Source organism: Sphingobium sp. B2D3C, from assembly GCF_025961835.1.
Taxonomy (GTDB): Bacteria; Pseudomonadota; Alphaproteobacteria; order Sphingomonadales; family Sphingomonadaceae; genus Sphingobium.
Window position 1 is genome coordinate 1,011,771 of record NZ_JAOQOK010000001.1, and the last position, 18,791, is coordinate 1,030,561.

Sequence of the window (18,791 nt, forward strand, 5' to 3'; positions counted from 1 at the left end):
CCGTCACACTCAGTCTTCTTCGCCCTGTGCTCAGCCGGCCCGGCGTTTCGCCAAGCCGCAATATGTTTCGATCATTGCGGCGTTCACCTGATCCCATTTGTAATCCTGCACCCGCAGATGCCCGGCTTGCCCCGCCGCTGCGCGCAAGGCGGGGTCTTGGATGAGACGTTGGATGGCGTCGGCATAAGCCTGCACGTCGCGCGGCGGAACGAGGAAGCCGGTCACGCCATCCGCGACCAGATCAATCGCGCCTGTGGCGCGGGCAGCGACTACCGGCACGCCCGCCGCCATGGCTTCGGTCGTCACATTGCCAAAAGTCTCGGTGACCGAGGGCATGAAGAAGATATCCATGCAGGCGACCGCCCGACCGAGGTCATCGCCGCCCTGAAAACCCGCAAACACCGCCTCCGGCACCCGCTCGGCAAACCACTGACGTGCCGGGCCTTCGCCGATCACCAGCACCCGGTGGCGCACGCCGCGCGCCTTGAGCGCCGCGATCACATCGGCAAAGACGCCCAGGCCCTTTTCCAGAACAAGCCGCCCCAGGAACCCGATGGCGATCTCGTCATCGGCGATGCCGAGCGAGCGCCGCCAGCCATTGTCCCGCCGCTGCGGGTTGAACCGGGCATGATCGATGCCGCGCGACCAGATGCCGATTGGCGTCGTTACGCCCCATTCGCGCAGCAGCGTCGCCATGCTGCCGCTCGGCACCATCACCTGATCGACGCGATTGTAGAAGCGCGTTTGCAAGCGGACCAGCAGCGGCTCGATGAAGCCAAGGCCATAATAGCGCGGATAGGTTTCAAAGCGCGTGTGCAGGGAGGCGACGCAGGGAATGCCCTCTCGCCGCGCCCAGCTCGATGCGCGATGCCCTAGAATGTCCGGCGCGGAGACATGGACAATATTGGGGGCATAAGCCGCAAGGTCCGCCCGAGTCTGCGCTGAAAGCCCCTTGGCGAGCCGATATTCGCCCCGGCCGCCCGGCATGGACCAGCTCGGCACCGACACCAGCTCGCCAGCCGGTTCGAACGCCGGTGGATCGATGGTGGGGGAATAGACGCGCACGCTGGCGCCGCTCGCGAGCGCAGAGGCCATCAGATTGTTAAGGGCCTGATTGGCACCATCGCGGACGTAATTATAGTTGCCGCTGAAGAGGGCAATGCGGAGGTCGCTGGGGAGCATCGGGGCCCTATAGCGAGGCGAGCCGTGCGGTCAAAGTGCTGCTGCACCATCGGCGGGAACTTGTCCGTCCGTTGTTGCACTGGCGCGACTCACAAGGGTCGTGCCATGACAGGACATGGACGAGCCTTCCCTTTCCCTTTCCGTCGACGCGCTGCTGGTCGGGTCGCCCGCCTTGCTGGCGCCCGGCGTGATGAGTGCCATGGGCAAACAACCCGTTCGCGGGCCGGTCCGGATCGGCTGGCTGGGGCTGGAGGGCGATAGTGTCGCTGACCCCCTTCATCACGGCGGTCATGACAAGGCCGTCCATCTCGTGCCGCACGAGCATTATGCCTGGTGGCGCGGCGCGCTGGACGATCATCCGCTGCTCGACGCGCCGGGGGCGTTCGGCGAAAATCTCGCGACGCGCGGGGCCACCGAGGCCAATCTGTGCCTGGGAGACCGGTTCGCGCTGGGCAGCGCTGTGCTGGAGATCAGCCACGGCCGCCAGCCCTGCGCCAAGCTCAACGCGCGCTTCGGCCGCAAAGACGTGCTGGGTCAGGCCATCGCGAGCGGCCATTGCGGTCTCTATCTGCGCGTGATCGAGCAGGGTGAGGCCAAGGCAGGCGATGCGATGATCCTGCTGGAGCGCCCCTTGGAAGACTGGCCGATTGCGCGGGTGTTCAACCTGCTGATCGCAGGCGGACATAAGGCCGATCCGGCGGGCGTCGCACAATTGGCTGAGACCCGCGTCCTCGCCGACGCGTGGCGGGTGCGAGCGGAAAAGCTGGCGCGCTGAGCTACGCGTTGGAGCGCGCTTCTGATTCATGCTGGCTTTGCGAGCGGCCATTGGGCGCACGCGTCGAGTGGCATCATCCCGTCCCCAAGGCCAAGGGTGGCCAGGAGACGGTGCCGCTGCATCCGATCTGCCATCGCGCGATCCACGCGCATTTCAGCAATGGCCAGCTGGCGCGGATCGGACGCGATCAGGCGGCGTTGCGCGGCGATCCCGCGCTCGCCGCCTTTCTGCGCTGGGTTGCCGGCAAGCCGGCGGACTTCCATGCGCCGACGCGCAAGCCCCGCCGTTAAGGGCGGGGCCTGCACCGGCTCAGCGCATCGCCTTGACGTCCTCGGCGGTGATCGCGTCCTCATAATGATTGCCGAAATGCGTGCGGACATAGTTCACCACATTGGCGACCTGCTGGTCCGTCATCATCTCGCCGACCGGCGGCATGCCGTTCAGGCCCTTGAGCGTCACCAGCATGGGATAGCCACTGGCGGCGAGATTGGGGTTGTTGGCGAGCGCGGGATATTTGCCCGCGCCTGTCGCGCCGGCTGCGTCCGGCATGTGGCAGGCGGCACAAACCCGCCGGTACATTTTTTCGCCGTCGGGTTCGCTGAACCGCCCCGGCATCACGAATGCCCCGTCGGCATCGCCTTGCTGGGCGACCAGAGCGGCGGGATCGCCCTGACGTGGCTGGGCAGCATCCTGCGCGAGTGCGACGGAGACCGAGCCGGTGAGAATGCCGGCGGCGAGGCCAAAGGCCAATGTGCTGATCTTCATGATATTAGCTCGCGGTGACACGTTGATGGAGCCGCGTGATCGCATCGATTGCGGAGGTGATACCGCCTTCCTGCCATCCGCCGATATAGGAGGTATGCTCGCCCGCCAGGACGATCCGCCCGTCGAATTCGCACATATTCCGGTAGTGCTCGGCGCGCGCTTCCTCCGTCCACTGCCCGAAGCAGCCGAGCACCCAGGGAACCCGGTGCCAGCCGACGGCTACGCCGTTCATGAACTCGGCCTTATATTGCGGGTGGATCTGCGCGCCCCATTCGAGCGCGCGCTTGACCCGCTCTTCCGGCGGCAGGGCGGTCAGTTCGAAGCCGGTCGAGCCGCCGGTATAAGCGCCCAGAAGCACGCCCGGGCCGCTGGTGCCATAATTGCTGCTGGGGTAGCTGATCTGCGAGATCGGCAGATCCGTGGTGGTGATGCCGCCGTAGATCTGGTCGTCCTGCTCCCAGAAGCGCCGCTTGAACTCCAGCCCGACCTTGACGCTGGTCGAGTAGGGCACCGCGCGGATTGCCCCTGCCAGCTTGGGGCCGACATTCATGTCGATCTGCGCGAGGATGGGCAGCGGGATGGTGCAGATGCACCAGTCAGCCTTGGCCTGCGCGGCGGCACCGGACTTGGTGTCGACATAATCGACCGTGACGCCTTTCGCGCCCTGCTTGATCGCCGTGACCTTGCTGTTGAGGCGAACCAGATGGCCGACCGCCCGCTCAAAGCCCTTGGCGACCATTTCCATGCCGCCGACCGGCTGGAAGATCGCAAACTCGTGATCCCAGGTGAGGTTGCCGCCGATCGAGCGCCACAGGCGTGAACGGAGCACCGTTTCGGCGGTCATCGGCTCGGAGGGGATCGGCTCGGCAGTCAGGCCGCCGCCTGGCTGCTTCTCCCAGCCACGGCGGTTGCTGGACTCGCGGCCCTTCACATAGCGCATGTCCTTGTCGAGCGCGCCCCAGCTTCGCAGGGATTCCAGCAGGATGTCGCCATCCTCCTTGCTGAGCGTATCCGCCAGGGCATTCTTGTTGACGGCCTTGGCGAGCAATTCGCTGACATGGCCGTAGAAGTCCGCCTGCACATGCCGGTAGCGCTGCGGGGCGCCGCCGAACGCCTTGGTCGAGTGGACATAGGCGTTATAGTTGACCTGCATGAACGGCTCGAGGGCCACGCCCAGTTCGCGGCAATAATGCATGATGCCATGGTGGTGCCATGGAATGCGCCACGGGCCGGGATTGATGTAGTTGCCGGGCGCGAAGTCGCACTTCTGTGTCGCGCCGCCGAGTTCAGTGTAGGTGTCGCCGCCCTTGAGCGTCCAGGAGCGCCCGCCCACGCGGTCGTTATACTCCAGCACCTGAACCTTGTAGCCGGCGCGGCTCAGCTCCAGCGCGGCGGTCATCCCCGCGACGCCGGCGCCCAGAATGAGCACGCTTGCGCCCTTGGCGCCGCCCTCCAGCTTGATCGGTCCCTTGAACGTCGAGGCCTGAGCCTGGCCGAGGCTCGACATCGCCATGTACATCGCCGATGCGCCCGCCGTGGTTCCAATGAGCGCCAGCAGATCACGCTTGCTCATGCGCAGCGCGTTAGTGTCTGTCATATGTGGTTATATCCCATGTCACCCCTTTGCGTGAGGGGAGCCATGGTGGGCGAACCGGGCCTTGACCCGACTCGCACCAACCTGTGCAGCACCTCGTCGCGAAGCCAGTGATCGGCCTGCGGCTCGCTGCTGTTGATACGAGGTTTTGCGTATTTGCGGTGGGACGCGGCTCGGGCAAAGGCCCGAATCTACGCCGGAGTCGGGGGCGATGAGCGCCGTGTTGCTCAGGCACTCCTGCAGTGGGGTCGGGAAGTTTGAAGCGAGACTTAGCCCCTGCTTTTCAGAGGAGGGGTGGTACGCACTCAGTCGCCTAAAGCGTCGCCTCGATTTCGCGCGCCGCCATATCAGGCTCGGGCGCCTGAGTGATCGGACGGCCAATGACCAGCAGCGAGGCGCCGGCATCCACTGCTTCACGCGGCGTGACCGCGCGCTTCTGGTCGCCCTTGCTGGCGCCGCTCGGGCGCACTCCGGGTACGACAAAGAAGCCGGCAGGCCAGAGCTTGCGCGCGCGGGCGACCTCATTGCCGGAGCAGACGATGCCGTCGAGACCAGCCTCCTTGGCAAGCAGCGTCAGCCGCTCGACCTGTTCCTGCGTCCCGCCGTGAACGCCGGTTTCCTCCAGATCGGTCTGGTCAAGGCTCGTGAGCGTCGTCACGGCGACGACCTTGGTGTGAACCCCGGCCGCAGCCTTGGCGTCTTCCAGCATCGCCCGTCCGCCAGAGGCATGGACGGTGAGGATCGACGGTTCGAGCGCGTGCAGGGCCTGAACCGCCTTGGCGACCGTGTTCGGAATGTCGTGAAGCTTCAGGTCGAGAAAGATCGGCAAACCGAACTTGCGCATCTCATGCACGCCATGGTGACCGTTGGCGCAGAAAAATTCCAGCCCCAGCTTGATGCCGCCGACATGGTTGCGGACCTTCTGAACCAGCTCCTGCGCATGGGGCAGGGAGGGCGTGTCGATGGCGATATAGATGATGCTGGTCATGGAGTGTCGGTTCTGCCTGCCGGTTTGAGATCGTCGTCCACCCGCACATCGATCGTGCGAACGGGCTGTGCGGGATCGAATCCCGCTGGGGTGATGTGATCGGGCGTGGCGGTTGGCGTGGGGTGGTCCTGGGTATGAACCACCGGTGCCGTCGCCGCCGGTGCGGAAGCCGCGAGGGCGCGCTCGGCGCTGTCGAGCCGCCGGCGCATCCGATATTTGGTCGCCTTATGCAGCGCCCAGAACGGCAGCGAACCGGCGAGAAACGCGACGATCACGAGAACAGGCAGCTTGGTTTCAAGCTGGAGACCGCCCCACAGATTAATCATCACGGGGGTCCAGTTGGCGAAGCTGAAAATGACGATGATGATCGCCAGTACGACCCAGAAGGCTGTCCGGAGGAACTGCATGGCTTGTCTTCCTCTGCTTGGTCCGTAGAGCCTGACCATAAGCGCGCCGTGCCGGCTTGCCTAGGGGCGCGTTTCAACGCCTCTCTGCGGACATGGGAGCTTCCGGAACGGGCGTGTCAGCCAGCGGTTCCGAACACCCGCGTGAAGATCGTGTCGACATGTTTCAGATGATAGTCGAGGTCGAACAGTGCCTCGAGCTGCGGACCGGAGAGGTGCGCGGAAACGGCCGGGTCGGCCTTGAGTAAATCGAGCAGCGATTGCGTACCATCCGACTGCCATACCTGCATGGCGTTGCGCTGGACCATCGCATAGCTGTCCTCGCGGCTCACACCTGCCTGGGTGAGGGCGAGCAGCACGCGCTGCGAGTGGATGAGGCCGCCCATGCGGTTCATGTTCTTCATCATCCGCTCGGGGTAGACGAGCAGCTTGTCGATCACGCCCGTGAGCCGGCCTAGGGCGAAGTCGAGCGTGATCGTGGCGTCGGGGCCGATGAAGCGTTCGACCGAAGAGTGCGAGATGTCCCGCTCATGCCACAGCGCGACATTCTCGAGCGCGGGCAGGGCATAAGCGCGCACCATGCGGGCCAGGCCGGTCAGATTCTCGGTGAGCACCGGGTTGCGCTTGTGCGGCATCGCCGACGAGCCCTTCTGTCCGGGCGAGAAATATTCCTCGGCTTCCAGCACTTCGGTGCGCTGGAGGTGGCGCACTTCGACCGAGAGCCGCTCGATGGAGCCGGCGATCACCGCCAGCGTCGAGAAGAACATCGCATGGCGATCACGCGGGATCACCTGCGTGCTGACCGGCTCAACCGTGAGGCCGAGCTTGGCCGCGACATGCTCTTCCACCTTGGGATCGATATTGGCGAAGGTGCCCACGGCGCCCGAAATCGCGCAGGTGGCGACGTCTTCACGGGCCGCGATCAGGCGCGCCTTGCATCGCGAGAACTCGGCATAAGCTTCCGCCATCTTGAGACCGAAGGTGACCGGCTCGGCGTGGATGCCGTGGCTGCGGCCGATGGTCGGCGTCAGCTTGTGCTCGAACGCGCGGCGCTTGATCGCCTCCAGCAACGCATCGAGATCGGCGATTAGCAGATCGGCCGCACGGGCAAGTTGCACGTTGAGGCAGGTGTCCAGCACGTCCGAGCTGGTCATGCCTTGGTGCATGAAGCGGGCTTCATCGCCGACCTGCTCGGCCACCCAGGTCAGGAAGGCGATCACGTCATGCTTGGTCACGGCCTCGATGGCATCGATGGCGGGCACGTCGATAGAGGGATTGGTTGCCCACCAGTCCCACAGCGCCTTGGCGGCGCTCTTGGGCACCACGCCCAGTTCGGCCAGCGCTTCGGTCGCATGAGCCTCGATCTCGAACCAGATGCGGAAGCGCGCTTCCGGCTCCCAGATCGCGGTCATTTGCGGGCGGGCGTAACGAGGCACCATGAGGCGGGTTCCTGATGAGACAGATTGGAGACGGGCTGCCCCTAGCAGGCTGTGACGAAACGGGCAAATCGCGCGGGTGAGGGCGGTGGCTATGACTCAAGGTACTGAGATATAGCGATAAAAACCAATGCTGTCCGTGGTGGGTGGTCGCGGCGACATAAAGCGAATCGTCCGCAGATGGGTGCGCGTCGGCCGATTGATCAGAGCCTCGTCCGCGTGCCGCAACCTCAGATCAGCCCCATGGCCCGCATCGAACGGTGGCCTTCGGTTGCGATAATGACATGATCGTGGACGGTCACGCCGAGGGGCTTGAGCGCGGCGATGACGTCGCGAGTCATGAGGATGTCCTGCCGGCTCGGCTCGGGCAAACCGCTGGGATGATTGTGGACAAGAATGACGCCGGCCGAGCCGAATTCCAGTGCGCGACGGGCAACTTGCCGGGCGTAGATGGCAGCTTCATCCACCGAGCCGTCCCCCATATGATCGTCACGCAGCAGGATGTTGCGGGCGTTGAGATGAAGCACGCGCACGCGCTCGATCGAGAGATGGGCCATGTCGGCGCGCAAATAATCGAGCAGGGCCTGCCATGATGCCAGCACCGGCCGCTCCGCCACCTCGTTGCGGAGCATCCGCAGGGCGGCGGCCTGTGTCGCCTTGAGCGCGGCGGTCGTGGTCTCGCCCATGCCGTCGACCTGCATCAGCGTGGCCCAATCGGCGCTGAGCACGGCGCCCAACGAGCCGAAGCGGGCGATCAGGGCCTTTGCCAGCGGCTTGGTATCCCGGCGCGGCAGGGCGAGCGCGAGCAGATATTCGATCAGTTCATGGTCGAGCAGCCCATCTGGTCCGGACGCGAGTCGCTGCCGCAGGCGGGCGCGGTGGCCAACGCCATCATGACTCGTCTCGCTCTTGCCCCGGGATCGCCCTTCGCCCATGAACATTGTAGCTAAGCGCGAGCCGGCAGAGCGGCAAGCGGGAATGACGGGGATAAACGTCTGACCGAGTGGGTCGAAGAGGATGACGGACTAGAGGCGGGTGCAGCAGAGCGGCTGCACCGGCGCCGTCAACGTGTGCGCTGGATTGCCGGCGGGAGCGCGACGGCGCTGCTGCTGGTCGCGGGCGGCCTCTGGCTGGCGCGCGAGCCGATTGCCGACAGCTTCATCGCGCGGGAACTGGCCAAGCGGGGCGTACAGGGCCGATATGAGATCACGCGGATCGGGCCGCAGCACCAGCGGCTGGACAATCTCGTCATTGGCGACCCGAAATCGCCCGATCTCACGGTCCGCTTCATCGAGCTCGAACTCGCCTGGGGCCTGACCGGGCCTTATATCGATCGGCTCGAGGCCAGCGGCGTTCGGCTGCGCGGGCGGATCGTAGATGGGGCGCTGGACTTGGGTCAGGTCAGTCGCCTGCTGGAAGGTGGCACAGGCGATCCCAAGCTGCCCGACTGGACGGCGGTGATCGAGGATGCACAGGCGCGGATCGTTACCGACAACGGCACGGTCGAGCTGGGGCTGGATGGCAGCGGGCCGTTATCGTCGGGGTTCAATGGTCAGCTTAATCTCGCGAGCCCGGCGCTAGCCTTTGGCGATTGCAGGCTGCGGGCGCTACGGGCACCGGTGGACGTAGCGACCGAGAATGGCGAAATTCACCTCAAGGGCCCTGCCCATGTCAGCGGCGTGGGATGCGAGGCGGCGAAGCTCAGGCTGACGGCCCCCACGCTCGATCTCAACATCCGCACAAATTTGGCGTTGGAACCCTTGGGCGGTGCAGTGAGCCTCGCAGCGCCATTGGCCGAGCAAGGGGACGGGCGGGGCAAGCGCGAGTTCAAGGAACTGTCCGGGCTCATTACCTTTAAAGGCGAAGGCGATACCCTGCGGGGGAGCGCTTCGCTTGCCGCCGTCAGCGCGCTTGTCGACGGCCTTGAAAGTGACGCGGCGAAGCTGGGCGGCAATTTCGCGGTGCAGCTCGATTCCCGCAATCGCGCTCTGGCGTGGCAAGGCACCGGGACCATCGAGAATGCCCGGCCGGCTCGCGGGATCAATCTTGCGCGCCTCGTTTCGGCGGCCGATGGCAGTCCGCTGGAACCGATCGCGAACAAGTTGGCGCGCGCAGTCGAGGCAATAGGCCGGCGCAATCACATCGAACTGGCGGGCCAGGTCAATATGCTCGGGTCTCACGGCAATGCACGGCTCGACCGGTTCGCGCTGCGGTCCGCCAGCGGCGCGCGGATCGAGAATTGGGAAGGCAGCGCGGTGCGCATCGACTGGCCCGGCGGCCTGCGCGCATCGGGACGGCTGGATATCGCCGGTGGCGATCTGCCGGAGGGGCGCATCGAGTTCGCCACGCAGGAGCAAGGCGGTGTGCGCGGCACCGCCACATTGAGGCCTTATGATGCCGGCGGGGCGCGGCTCGCGCTCACCCCGCTGCGCTTTGCCGTGGATGGCGCGGGGCGCGGCAGCCTCCAGACGCAGGTGACGCTGGACGGTCCCTTGCCGGGCGGCGCGGTCAAGGGCCTGCAGATGCCGCTGGATGCTCGCATCGGGGCAGGCGGGGCGGTTAGTCTATCAAGGACTTGCGTGCCATTGCGCTGGGCGTCGCTCAGCATGTCCGGCCTCGTGCTCGATCCTGCGGCGTTACAGGTTTGCGGGCTGGGGGAGGGCGCGGCCGCGATCCGCGATGTGGCATTGCGCGGCCGGCTGGGCGACAATCCCTTCGCATTTGATGCCGGCGCAGCGCGTTACGGCCTCACCACCGGCCGCTTCGAAATCCAGCAGCCGAACGTGCGCATTGGCGCGGCCGAAGCCCCGGTCCGGCTCGCTGCCGATCGCCTGACGGGCGGACGTGGGTCGGCGGGTGGCCTCGCCGGGACGATTTCGGCGGGGCGTGGGCGGATCGGCTCTGTGCCGCTCGATCTCACCGCCATGGAAGGGCAATGGCAGTTCGCCGACGGACGTCTGGCGGTCGATGGCAATCTGCGCGTCGCGGATACGCAAGCCGATCGGCGCTTCAATCCGCTGGCCGGCGAGCAGGTGCACCTGACCCTAGCCGACAATCGCATCGAGGCGACCGGTGTGCTCGTGCATCCGGAACGAAAGGCCAAGGTCGCCAATGTGGTAATCCGGCACGACCTCAGCCGTGGCGCAGGCCGCGCCGATCTGACGGTGAAAGACTTGCGCTTCGGCAATGCGCTTCAGCCGGACGATCTCACGCCGCTCTCGCTGGGCGTGGTGGCCAATGTCGTCGGAATGGTGAACGGCGCCGGCCAGATCCGCTGGACGGGCGACAAGGTGACCAGCGACGGGACATTCTCGACCGAGAACATGGCTTTCGCGGCCGCCTTCGGCCCGGTCGCCGGCCTGTCGACGACGATCCGCTTCACGGACCTGCTTGGCCTGCGCACCGAATCCGGCCAGGTGGTGACGGTGGAAAGCGTCAACCCGGGCATCGAGGTGCGCGACGGCACCATTCGCTATCAATTGCTCTCCAGCGAGGTGGCGGAGATCGAGGGCGGGCGCTGGCCGTTCTCTGGCGGTATGCTGGAGCTGATGCCAGCGCCCCTCGCGCTGGATTCGCGCCAGCCGCGCAATCTCACCTTCCGCGTCGTCGGGCTGGATGCGGGCGCCTTTATCAACACGCTGGAGCTGGAGAACATCTCCGCGACGGGCACATTCGATGGTCTGCTGCCGATGGTGTTCGACAAGGATGGCGGGCGGATCGTTGGCGGCCTGCTGGTTGCGCGGCAAGAGGGCGACGAGCCGCGCTACCTCACCAGCACGCAAGGCCTGACGATCCCTTGCGATCCAGAACGCCGGGCCGGGCGCCTTTCTTACGTGGGTGAGGTGTCCAACGCGCAGCTCAACGCGATGGCGCGGCTGGCCTTCGATGCGCTCAAGAATTTGGGCTATCGCTGCCTCGCAATCCGGCTGGATGGCGCCATCGATGGCGAGTTCGTCACGCAGGTCAGCATCAACGGGGTCAATCAGGGCACGGAAGAAACGCGCCGCAGCTTCCTGGCGCGACCGTTCCTTGGCCTGCCCTTCCTGTTCAATGTGCGGATCGAGGCGCCCTTCCGAGGGCTGCTCAACACCGCGACCGGACTTGCCGATCCGACCAAGCTCATCAATGGCAGTCTGGGCGACCAGTTTGTACCCGTCGGCGGCGTAGCGTCCACGCGGGCCTCCGGGGTGGCCGTTCAGCCGGTGGACAGCGACAAGAGGATAGAAGGGGACAGGAAATGAGGCACCGACGATGGATATCGCGCGCAACGCGACTTGGCTTGGGGCTGGCGCTTGCCGGAGCGGCAGGCGGCTGCATTCAGGTGCGCGCGCCCGAAAAGCCGATCGAGATCAATCTCAACGTGAAGATTCAGCAGGAAGTGGTGGTGCGCCTTCAGCAGGACGCCAAGGACCTCATCGAGAACAATCCGGAGCTTTTCCCGAAATGACATATATGCACAGCATTCGCGCCGCAGCGCTTGCGGCAGTTTTCGGTCTCGGCGTCGTCGGAGCGGCTCCGGCTATCGCGCAGGACGCGGTGGTGAGTGCCGCCAAGTCGGCCGGCACGGTCGGCGAGCAGTCGGATGGCTATCTGGGCGTCAACGGCTCGGTGAGCAGCGATGTGCGCGCCGCCGTGGATGCGCTCAACATCAAGCGCCGCGCGGCTTACACCGATCTGGCGGCCAAGCGTGGCGTGACCGTACAGGACATGGCGGCCGTGACCGGTTGTCAGACGCTGGCCGGGCGCGTTTCGGAAGGGCAGATCTACCGGATCGGCAGTGGTCCATGGCAGACCAAAGGGGCCGGACCCATTGCGCTGCCGGATTATTGCGCCACCGCCACACGTTGAGCGATTCGCGCCACTGAGGGCCTAATTTTCCTCGAAAATCCGCCTGATCCCTCCGGCGCGGTCACCAGTGTTGACTTGCACGCCAACGCTTTCTACACGGGCCGCGCCTTGACGGGGGCGGCTCAGGCACGTCATGCAGCGCTGGTTTTTACGTCTCTTGGCGTGAACGGGAGTTGGCACGATGACAGAGACCGAACCTGGGCGAGACCCGATTGCCGAAGATGAACGCATCAAGTCGCTCAGCGAGCGGTTGGGACGTGCCGAGGCAGTCGAAAAGGTCAGGACCGGAGCGGACCGGGAAGTTGGCGGCGATAAGAATTATCGCCTCGGCAACCGGGTTCTTGCGGAGCTGATCGGCGGTCTTGTCGGCGGGGCGCTGATTGGATGGGTCCTGGACCGGTTCATCGGCACATCGCCCTGGCTCCTGCTGGTTTTCCTCTTTCTGGGGATCATCGTAGCCTTCAGGAATATTTGGAAGATTTCGATGAAGCGTCCTGAGAAGTAAGGGCGCTTTCGTCATAATCGCAGACGGCTTTTTGGGAATCAGACGTGGCAGAACCCGGCAAGATCGATCCTATGCACCAGTTCGCCATCGAGCCGCTGTTCGGTACCGAACAGTGGAGCCTCGGTGGTTACAACATTGCGTTCACCAACAGCGCGCTGTGGATGGTGATCACGGTCGTCGTTCTGTGGGGCTTCATGCTGCTCGGCATGAAGCGCGATCTGGTGCCGGGGCGCTGGCAGGCGGCTGTAGAGTCGATGACCGGCTTCATCGCGAAGCTGACCGATGACAATATCGGCAAGGGGGGGCGCAAATATGTGCCCTATATCTTCTCGCTGTTCATGTTCATCCTCTTCGCCAACCTGCTTGGCCTGCTGCCCATCGGCATTTTCGGCCTGCATCCCTTCACCTTCACGAGCCACTTCACGGTCACCGGCGTTCTGGCGATCCTGAGCTTCTCGATCGTGCTGATCGTCGGCTTCTGGAAGCATGGCCTCAAGTTCTTCTCGCTGTTCGTGCCTCATGGCACGCCGCTGTGGCTGATCTGGCTGATCCCCATCATCGAGTTCGTCTCGTTCATGGTGCGTCCCTTCTCGCTGGGCCTGCGACTGTTCGTCGCGATGATCGCCGGTCACATTCTGCTCAAGGTGCTTGCCGGCTTCGTGATCAACGCTTCGGCTGCTGGCGTGGCGCCCGGCCTTGGCGTCGGCATCCCAAGCTTTGCCCTGATGGTCGGCATCTCCGCGCTGGAGATCCTGGTCGCTGGCATCCAGGCCTATGTTTTCGCACTGCTCACGTCGCTTTACATCCACGACGCCGAGCATCTGCACTGAGTTTCAACCAACGACCAAATCGAGTTTCAGAAAAGGAGTTAAGTAACATGGACGCAGAAGCCGCAAAGCTGATCGGTGCCGGTCTGGCTGCTATCGGTGCCGGCGTGGCCGCGCTCGGCGTGGGTAACGTCTTCGGCTCGTTCCTTGAGAGCGCGCTGCGCAATCCGGGCGCTGCCGACGGCCAGCAGGGCCGTCTGTTCATCGGCTTCGCCGCCGCAGAGCTTCTCGGCCTGCTGGCGTTCGTCGTCGCGATGATCCTGATCTTCGTCGCCTGATCGCCCGCAAGACGACAGACGATGATGTGGAGCCGGCGGCTGCCCAATGACGGGCTGCCGCCGGACCGCGCAAACGGACAGGTGATATGCCTCAGATAGCCCAGCTCGCCGCAACCTACTCGTCGCAGATCTTCTGGGTTCTGCTGACATTCGGGTTCGTGTTTTTCGTGATCGGTCGCGGCATGGTGCCGAAGATCCAGTCCACGGTGGACGCGCGCGACAAGAAGATCGCCGACGATCTCGAAGCGGCCCGTGCGAATTCGGCCAAGGCCGATGCGCTCGAAGCCGACTGGCGGGCGAAGGAAAATGAAGCGCGTGCCGCTGCGCAGGGCCGTCTGGCCCAGGCAAAGGCCGAAGCTGCTCGCAATCGCGAGGCTGCGCTGGCCAAGACCGACGCGGCGCTCAGCGAAAAGCTGGCCGCAGCGGAGGGCGAGATCGAGGCTGGCCGCGTGAAGGCGCTGGCGCAGATCGAAACCGTTGCAGCGGACGCCGCAGCGGACATCGTGCAGAAGGTCGCCGGCACGCAGGTGTCGCCGGATGCGGCGCTCAAGGCAGTGAAGGCGGTACTCTGATATGGCCAATTCCCACATGGCACAGGCCGCCAATGCGGCATCGGCGAGCGACAATGGATCGCAGGCCGTCCAGTTCAATCTCGAGAATGCCGACAAGGTCCAGGCCCTGAGCGGCGACGTTCATGCCGCGACAGAAGCGGTCGGCGGGCCTGAGGAGCACATCCAGGACCCCACCGCGCTGTGGATGGACGCTACGGGCTGGGTCAGCCTCTCGATGTTGGTCTTCATCGCGGTGTTGATCTGGAAGAAGGTGCCAGCGCTCATCGCCCGGTCGCTGGACGCCAAGATCGCGACGATCCGCAATCAGCTCGACGAAGCCGCGCGGCTCCGCAAGGAAGCCGAAGCGCTTAAGGCCGAGTATGAAGGCCGGATCGCCTCCGTCGCCAAGGAAGCCGACGCGATGCGCGCTGCCGCCGAGCAGGAAGCGGCCGATCTCATCACCGCAGCCCAGGCGGAAGCTGAAGCGCTGGTCGTCCGTCGCCAGAAGATGGCGGAAGACAAGATCGCCGCAGCTGAGCGCGCGGCCATTGCTGATGTGCGCGCCAAGGCGGCTGCAGCGGCGACGGCAGCAGCCGGCGTGCTGATCCGCGAGACCCACAGTGCCGCGGCCGACAAGGGCCTCGTCGACGAAGTGATCGGCAAGCTCGCGCACTGAGCGGCCCGCAGATTGATGGCTTTAGAAAGGCCGGGCCGAGCGATCGGTCCGGCCTTTCTGCTTTTGAAGGGTCGTGGTTCGGCCGGTTGAGGCAGGAGGCCGTTGTCCTGTCCGCCTCTCGCCCCTAAATGGCGCGGATGACCGAGCGGCCATCGTCCCCCAATCGCTTCAACGAAGAAAAGGCGACCTCCACAATCCGTGGCAGTGAATTGCCGGACGTGGACGCTGGCGTCGCGGCGATTCGCGAAACGCTCAAGACCTTGGGCACGCGACCGGGCGTGTATCGGATGCAGGATGCGCGCGGCGACGTGCTGTATGTCGGCAAGGCGCGGGCGCTCAAGAATCGGGTGTCCAACTACACTCAGGTCGATCGCCTGCCGCGCCGGCTGCAGCGCATGGTCTCGCAGACCCGCTCGATGACGATCGTCACCACCCAGAGCGAGGCCGAGGCGCTGCTGCTGGAGGCGCAGCTCATCAAGCGCTTTCGGCCGCCGTATAATGTGCTGCTGCGCGATGACAAAAGCTTCCCATTCATCCTGCTGCGCGAGGATCACGCCTTTCCGCGCGTGCAGCTTCACCGCGGGGCGCGGCGCTACAAGGGGCAATATTACGGGCCGTTCGCCGGGGCAGGGCAGGTGCGCAAGACGCTCAACGCGCTGCAGAAGCTGTTCCTGCTGCGCAGTTGCACGGACAGCTTCTTCGCCAATCGCTCGCGGCCCTGCCTGCTGTATCAAATTCGCCGCTGCTCCGCGCCCTGCGTCGGGCGGATCAACGAGGCGGATTATGCGGCCCTGACCCAGGACGCGCAGGACTTTCTCGGCGGCAAGTCCACGGCGGTGCAGGCGCGGCTCGGTGAGGCGATGAATGCGGCGGCGGAGTCGCTCGATTACGAGATGGCGGCGGTCTACCGGGACCGGCTCAAGGCGCTGACCTTCATCCAGGGCAGTCAGGCGATCCACGCCGAGGGGTTGGGCGATGCCGATATCTTCGCGCTCGCCAGCCGCAATGGCGGCATGTGCATCCAGGCCTTCTTCATTCGCGGCGGGCAGAATTGGGGGCATCGCAGCTTCTTCCCGGTCCACACCGCCGAGGTGGGCGAGGACGAAGTGCTGATGCAGTTCATGGCGCAATTTTATGAGGATGTGCCGCCCGCGCCGCTGGTGCTCTGTGATCGCGAGCCCTCCGAGACGCTGCTGCTCGCCGAGGCGCTGAGCCAGAAGCTGGAGCGCAAGGTGCGCATCGAGGTGCCACAGCGTGGCAGCCGTGTGAAGCTCATCAAGCAGGCCCAGCGCAATGCCGAGGAAGCGCTGGAGCGCCGTCAGGCCGAAAGCAGTGCGCAAGGCAAGATTCTCGCCGACATGGCCGAACTACTGGGTCTGGAAGCTCCGCCCAATCGCATCGAGATCTACGATAACAGCCACATTCAGGGCACCAGTGCGCTGGGGGCGATGGTGGTTGCGGGGCCGGAGGGATTCCGCAAGAGCGGCTATCGCAAGTTCAACATCAAGCGCCCTGAAACCGTCGCGGGCGACGATTATGGCATGATGCGCGAAGTGCTCGGCCGCCGCTTCGGCCGCGCGGCCGAGGAAGATCCCGATCGCGAATCCGGGGAATGGCCGGACCTGGTGCTGATCGATGGCGGCCGGGGCCAGCTCAACGCAGCCCGCAAGGCGCTGGAAGAGATGGGCATCGAGGATGTGCCGATGGTCGGCGTCGCCAAGGGGCCGCATCATGGCCGCGAGGGGCGGGAGGTCTTCCATCTGCTGGACGGGCGGGATTTCCAGCTCCCGGTCAATCACCCGGTGCTGTTCTACCTGCAGCGCCTGCGCGACGAGGCCCATCGCTTTGCGATCGGCGCACACCGGCAGAAGCGGGCCAAGGCGATCACTGTCAGCTCGCTGGACGAAGTGCCCGGCATCGGTCCCGCGCGTAAAAAAGCGCTGCTCATGCATTTCGGTACCGCCCGCGCCGTGCGCAACGCCAGCCTTGACGACCTCCAGCGTGCACCCGGCGTTTCATCGGCGGTCGCACAGACGGTCTATGATTATTTCCATGGCTGAGACTGATTCTCGTCTATGAACTGATGGGAATATGGGGGCGGGGTGTGCATGCGAGTTCTGGTGCTGGGCGCGGGCGGCTTCATTGGCCGGGAGGTCATGGCGGCACTTCTCGCATCAGGGCATGACGTCGTCGCGACAGCGCGGTCGCTGGACGGCCTCGAAGCGCGCTTTCCTGCCGTATCTTTCATACGGGTAGACCTTTCCCGCGCGTTGCAGGTGGCCGACTGGTCGCCGGTTCTCGCTGGCGTGGATGTCATCATCAATTGCGCAGGTGTTTTGCGCGGAGGAGAGATGACCTCGGTGCATGTCACGATGCCTTCGGCCTTATACGAAGCCGCTCGACTCGCCCGCGTACAGCGGGTGCTGCTCTTATCGGCGATCAGCGCGCGGCCGGACGTGCAGACCGCTTATGCCCGCACCAAGTTGGCGGGCGAGGTTGCCTTGCGGGAGTCGGGTGTCGACTGGACCATTCTGCGGCCGTCATTGGTTTACGGGGATGGCAGCTATGGCGGCACGTCCCTGATGCGTGGATTGGCGGGACTGCCTTGGGCGATTCCCGTGGCCGGTGATGGGCGCTTCCCGTTCACGCCTGTCCACGCGAAAGATTTGGCCCGTGCCATCCGCATCGTTTGCGAGGACGAGTCTTTCGCGGGACAGGTGCTGGAGCCGGTTGGACCCGACACGATGGAACTGCGCGATCTTCTTGTGCGCTATCGCCGCTGGCTGGGTTTTGGCGATGCTGCCATCTTGCGTGTGCCGATGCCCCTCATGCGCGTTCTTGGAAAAGCCGGGGACTTTTTCGGCTCTGGCCCGGTGTCCTCGTCCAGCCTTGACCAGATGGTCGCGGGAAACGCTGGTGACGGTGCCGCTTTCGAGCGGGCCATCGGCTTTCGGCCCCGCAGTCTCGATGTGGCGCTTCAGGCGTGTCCTGCGCAGGTGCAGGATCGCTGGCACGCCCGGCTCTATTTTCTGGCGCCGGCACTCAAGATCGTTCTTGTGCTCATGTGGCTGGTGTCGGCGTGGCTGGGTTTCGCTCATGGTCAGGTCCGTACGGAGGAGGTGACGAGTGGACTCGGATTGCCTTTGCTTTGGGCAGAACCATTGCGCATCGCTGGGAGCCTACTGGACATAGCGATGGCGGGATGGCTGCTTGTGGATCGTTTCGGCCGATGGTCCACTCTCGGCCAATGCCTGCTTATCATCGGCTATACTGCGGTGATCGGTTATGCGCTTCCAGAACTCTGGATTGATCCTCTCGGGCCGCTTCTTAAGAATGCGCCTATTCTCCTTGCCGTGTTGATGCACGGAGCGATCGCGGATCGGCATTGATGGAAATCTATCTGATCCTGAAGTGGGTGCATGTCCTGAGCAGCACTATTCTGTTCGGCTTCGGAGCCGGGACAGCCTGGTATCTTTGGAATGCGCACCTCACGCGGGATCCCGCGACGATTGCCAGCGTCGGACGGATGGTGGTGCGCGCGGACTGGATATTTACGGGTACGAGCGGCATCGTCCAACCGGTGACCGGTATCTGGCTCGCCCATCTTGCCGGTTGGTCTCTCACCGAACCATGGTTGCTCGTGGCGTTTGTTTTGTATGCGGTTGCTTTTGGCTGCTGGGTGCCGGTTGTCTGGCTGCAAATCAAGGCGCAGCGACTGGCCCATGAGGCATGTGAGAACGGCGTTCCGTTGGGATTGGAGTACGCACGAGCCATGAGCTTGTGGTTTGCTCTTGGCTGGCCTGCTTTCCTTGGGCTCATCGCGACCTTCTGGCTAATGATCGCCAAGCCCGCCTTGTGGTAGTTCGCCCATCGACCGGTGACAGCAAGAGCAAAGGTTGATGCCCGGCGCAATGCGCGCTAAGGGCGCTGCTTCAAAACCCGTCGGGATGTCCTAACCGCTC

Annotated in this window: 20 protein-coding genes; 13 read left to right on the plus strand and 7 right to left on the minus strand. The window is 64.6% G+C overall.

Going from position 1 to position 18,791, the window contains the following annotated elements; translation table 11 throughout:
• Positions 1 to 30: 30 nt before the first annotated feature.
• On the minus strand, positions 31 to 1,182 hold the full coding sequence (locus M2339_RS04640) for a glycosyltransferase family 4 protein (protein ID WP_264587335.1): 1,152 nt from the start codon (positions 1,180 to 1,182) through the stop codon (positions 31 to 33).
• Between the two features lie 115 nt (positions 1,183 to 1,297).
• On the opposite strand from M2339_RS04640, the gene M2339_RS04645 reads away from it, so the two are divergent.
• Positions 1,298 to 1,957 (plus strand): MOSC domain-containing protein, encoded by a 660-nt coding sequence (locus M2339_RS04645; RefSeq protein WP_264606170.1) that lies wholly within the window; start codon positions 1,298 to 1,300, stop codon positions 1,955 to 1,957.
• A gap of 8 nt (positions 1,958 to 1,965) precedes the next feature.
• Complete coding sequence (locus M2339_RS04650) at positions 1,966 to 2,247, plus strand: HNH endonuclease (protein ID WP_264587333.1); 282 nt, start codon at positions 1,966 to 1,968, stop codon at positions 2,245 to 2,247.
• 19 nt (positions 2,248 to 2,266) lie between these two features.
• Here the strand turns inward: M2339_RS04650 and M2339_RS04655 are convergent, their stop codons facing one another.
• From M2339_RS04655 to radC, 6 genes are all read right to left on the minus strand, one after another.
• Positions 2,267 to 2,722 (minus strand): c-type cytochrome, encoded by a 456-nt coding sequence (locus tag M2339_RS04655; protein WP_181559886.1) that lies wholly within the window; start codon positions 2,720 to 2,722, stop codon positions 2,267 to 2,269.
• Positions 2,723 to 2,726: 4 nt separating this feature from the next.
• On the minus strand, positions 2,727 to 4,319 hold the full coding sequence (locus tag M2339_RS04660; RefSeq protein ID WP_264587332.1) for an NAD(P)/FAD-dependent oxidoreductase: 1,593 nt from the start codon (positions 4,317 to 4,319) through the stop codon (positions 2,727 to 2,729).
• Positions 4,320 to 4,629: 310 nt separating this feature from the next.
• Positions 4,630 to 5,304, minus strand: coding sequence for an orotidine-5'-phosphate decarboxylase (gene pyrF / locus M2339_RS04665; RefSeq protein WP_181559885.1), 675 nt, complete (start codon positions 5,302 to 5,304; stop codon positions 4,630 to 4,632).
• On the minus strand, positions 5,301 to 5,711 hold the full coding sequence (locus M2339_RS04670; protein WP_264587331.1) for a hypothetical protein: 411 nt from the start codon (positions 5,709 to 5,711) through the stop codon (positions 5,301 to 5,303). Before M2339_RS04670 ends, pyrF begins: the two co-directional genes overlap by 4 nt.
• A gap of 116 nt (positions 5,712 to 5,827) precedes the next feature.
• A complete protein-coding gene (gene purB, locus M2339_RS04675) occupies positions 5,828 to 7,147 on the minus strand; it encodes an adenylosuccinate lyase (RefSeq protein WP_264587330.1) in 1,320 nt (439 codons plus the stop codon).
• A 227-nt stretch (positions 7,148 to 7,374) separates the two neighbouring features.
• Entirely contained in the window at positions 7,375 to 8,079 is a 705-nt protein-coding gene (gene radC / locus M2339_RS04680) for a RadC family protein (RefSeq protein ID WP_264579061.1), read from the minus strand.
• A 135-nt stretch (positions 8,080 to 8,214) separates the two neighbouring features.
• Here radC and M2339_RS04685 point away from each other — a divergent pair, with 135 nt between their 5' ends.
• From M2339_RS04685 to M2339_RS04735, 11 genes are all read left to right on the plus strand, one after another.
• Complete coding sequence (locus M2339_RS04685) at positions 8,215 to 11,385, plus strand: YdbH domain-containing protein (protein WP_264606171.1); 3,171 nt, start codon at positions 8,215 to 8,217, stop codon at positions 11,383 to 11,385.
• Positions 11,382 to 11,591: a YnbE family lipoprotein gene (locus M2339_RS04690; protein ID WP_264570578.1), complete on the plus strand. Its 210-nt coding sequence runs from the start codon at positions 11,382 to 11,384 to the stop codon at positions 11,589 to 11,591. Before M2339_RS04685 ends, M2339_RS04690 begins: the two co-directional genes overlap by 4 nt.
• Positions 11,592 to 11,596: 5 nt before the next feature.
• Positions 11,597 to 11,992, plus strand: coding sequence for a YdbL family protein (locus M2339_RS04695; RefSeq protein WP_413714715.1), 396 nt, complete (start codon positions 11,597 to 11,599; stop codon positions 11,990 to 11,992).
• 181 nt (positions 11,993 to 12,173) lie between these two features.
• Positions 12,174 to 12,497: an AtpZ/AtpI family protein gene (locus tag M2339_RS04700; RefSeq protein WP_264587327.1), complete on the plus strand. Its 324-nt coding sequence runs from the start codon at positions 12,174 to 12,176 to the stop codon at positions 12,495 to 12,497.
• A 44-nt stretch (positions 12,498 to 12,541) separates the two neighbouring features.
• Positions 12,542 to 13,327 carry a F0F1 ATP synthase subunit A gene (locus M2339_RS04705; RefSeq protein WP_181559877.1) on the plus strand — a complete coding sequence of 262 codons (786 nt, stop codon included), beginning with the start codon at positions 12,542 to 12,544 and terminating at the stop codon, positions 13,325 to 13,327.
• A 47-nt stretch (positions 13,328 to 13,374) separates the two neighbouring features.
• Positions 13,375 to 13,602 carry a F0F1 ATP synthase subunit C gene (locus tag M2339_RS04710; RefSeq protein WP_014076610.1) on the plus strand — a complete coding sequence of 76 codons (228 nt, stop codon included), beginning with the start codon at positions 13,375 to 13,377 and terminating at the stop codon, positions 13,600 to 13,602.
• A gap of 86 nt (positions 13,603 to 13,688) precedes the next feature.
• The gene (locus M2339_RS04715) at positions 13,689 to 14,174 is read left to right on the plus strand and encodes an ATPase (RefSeq protein ID WP_181559876.1); all 486 of its coding nucleotides are present in this window, start codon (positions 13,689 to 13,691) and stop codon (positions 14,172 to 14,174) included.
• A gap of 1 nt (position 14,175) precedes the next feature.
• Positions 14,176 to 14,829, plus strand: a complete 654-nt coding sequence (locus M2339_RS04720; RefSeq protein ID WP_413714716.1) for a F0F1 ATP synthase subunit B — start codon at positions 14,176 to 14,178, stop codon at positions 14,827 to 14,829.
• A 137-nt stretch (positions 14,830 to 14,966) separates the two neighbouring features.
• Complete coding sequence (gene uvrC / locus M2339_RS04725) at positions 14,967 to 16,889, plus strand: excinuclease ABC subunit UvrC (protein ID WP_264587326.1); 1,923 nt, start codon at positions 14,967 to 14,969, stop codon at positions 16,887 to 16,889.
• A 48-nt stretch (positions 16,890 to 16,937) separates the two neighbouring features.
• Entirely contained in the window at positions 16,938 to 18,218 is a 1,281-nt protein-coding gene (locus M2339_RS04730; RefSeq protein WP_264587325.1) for an SDR family oxidoreductase, read from the plus strand.
• Positions 18,218 to 18,691, plus strand: coding sequence for a DUF2269 family protein (locus M2339_RS04735; protein ID WP_264587324.1), 474 nt, complete (start codon positions 18,218 to 18,220; stop codon positions 18,689 to 18,691). Before M2339_RS04730 ends, M2339_RS04735 begins: the two co-directional genes overlap by 1 nt.
• Positions 18,692 to 18,791: the final 100 nt, after the last annotated feature.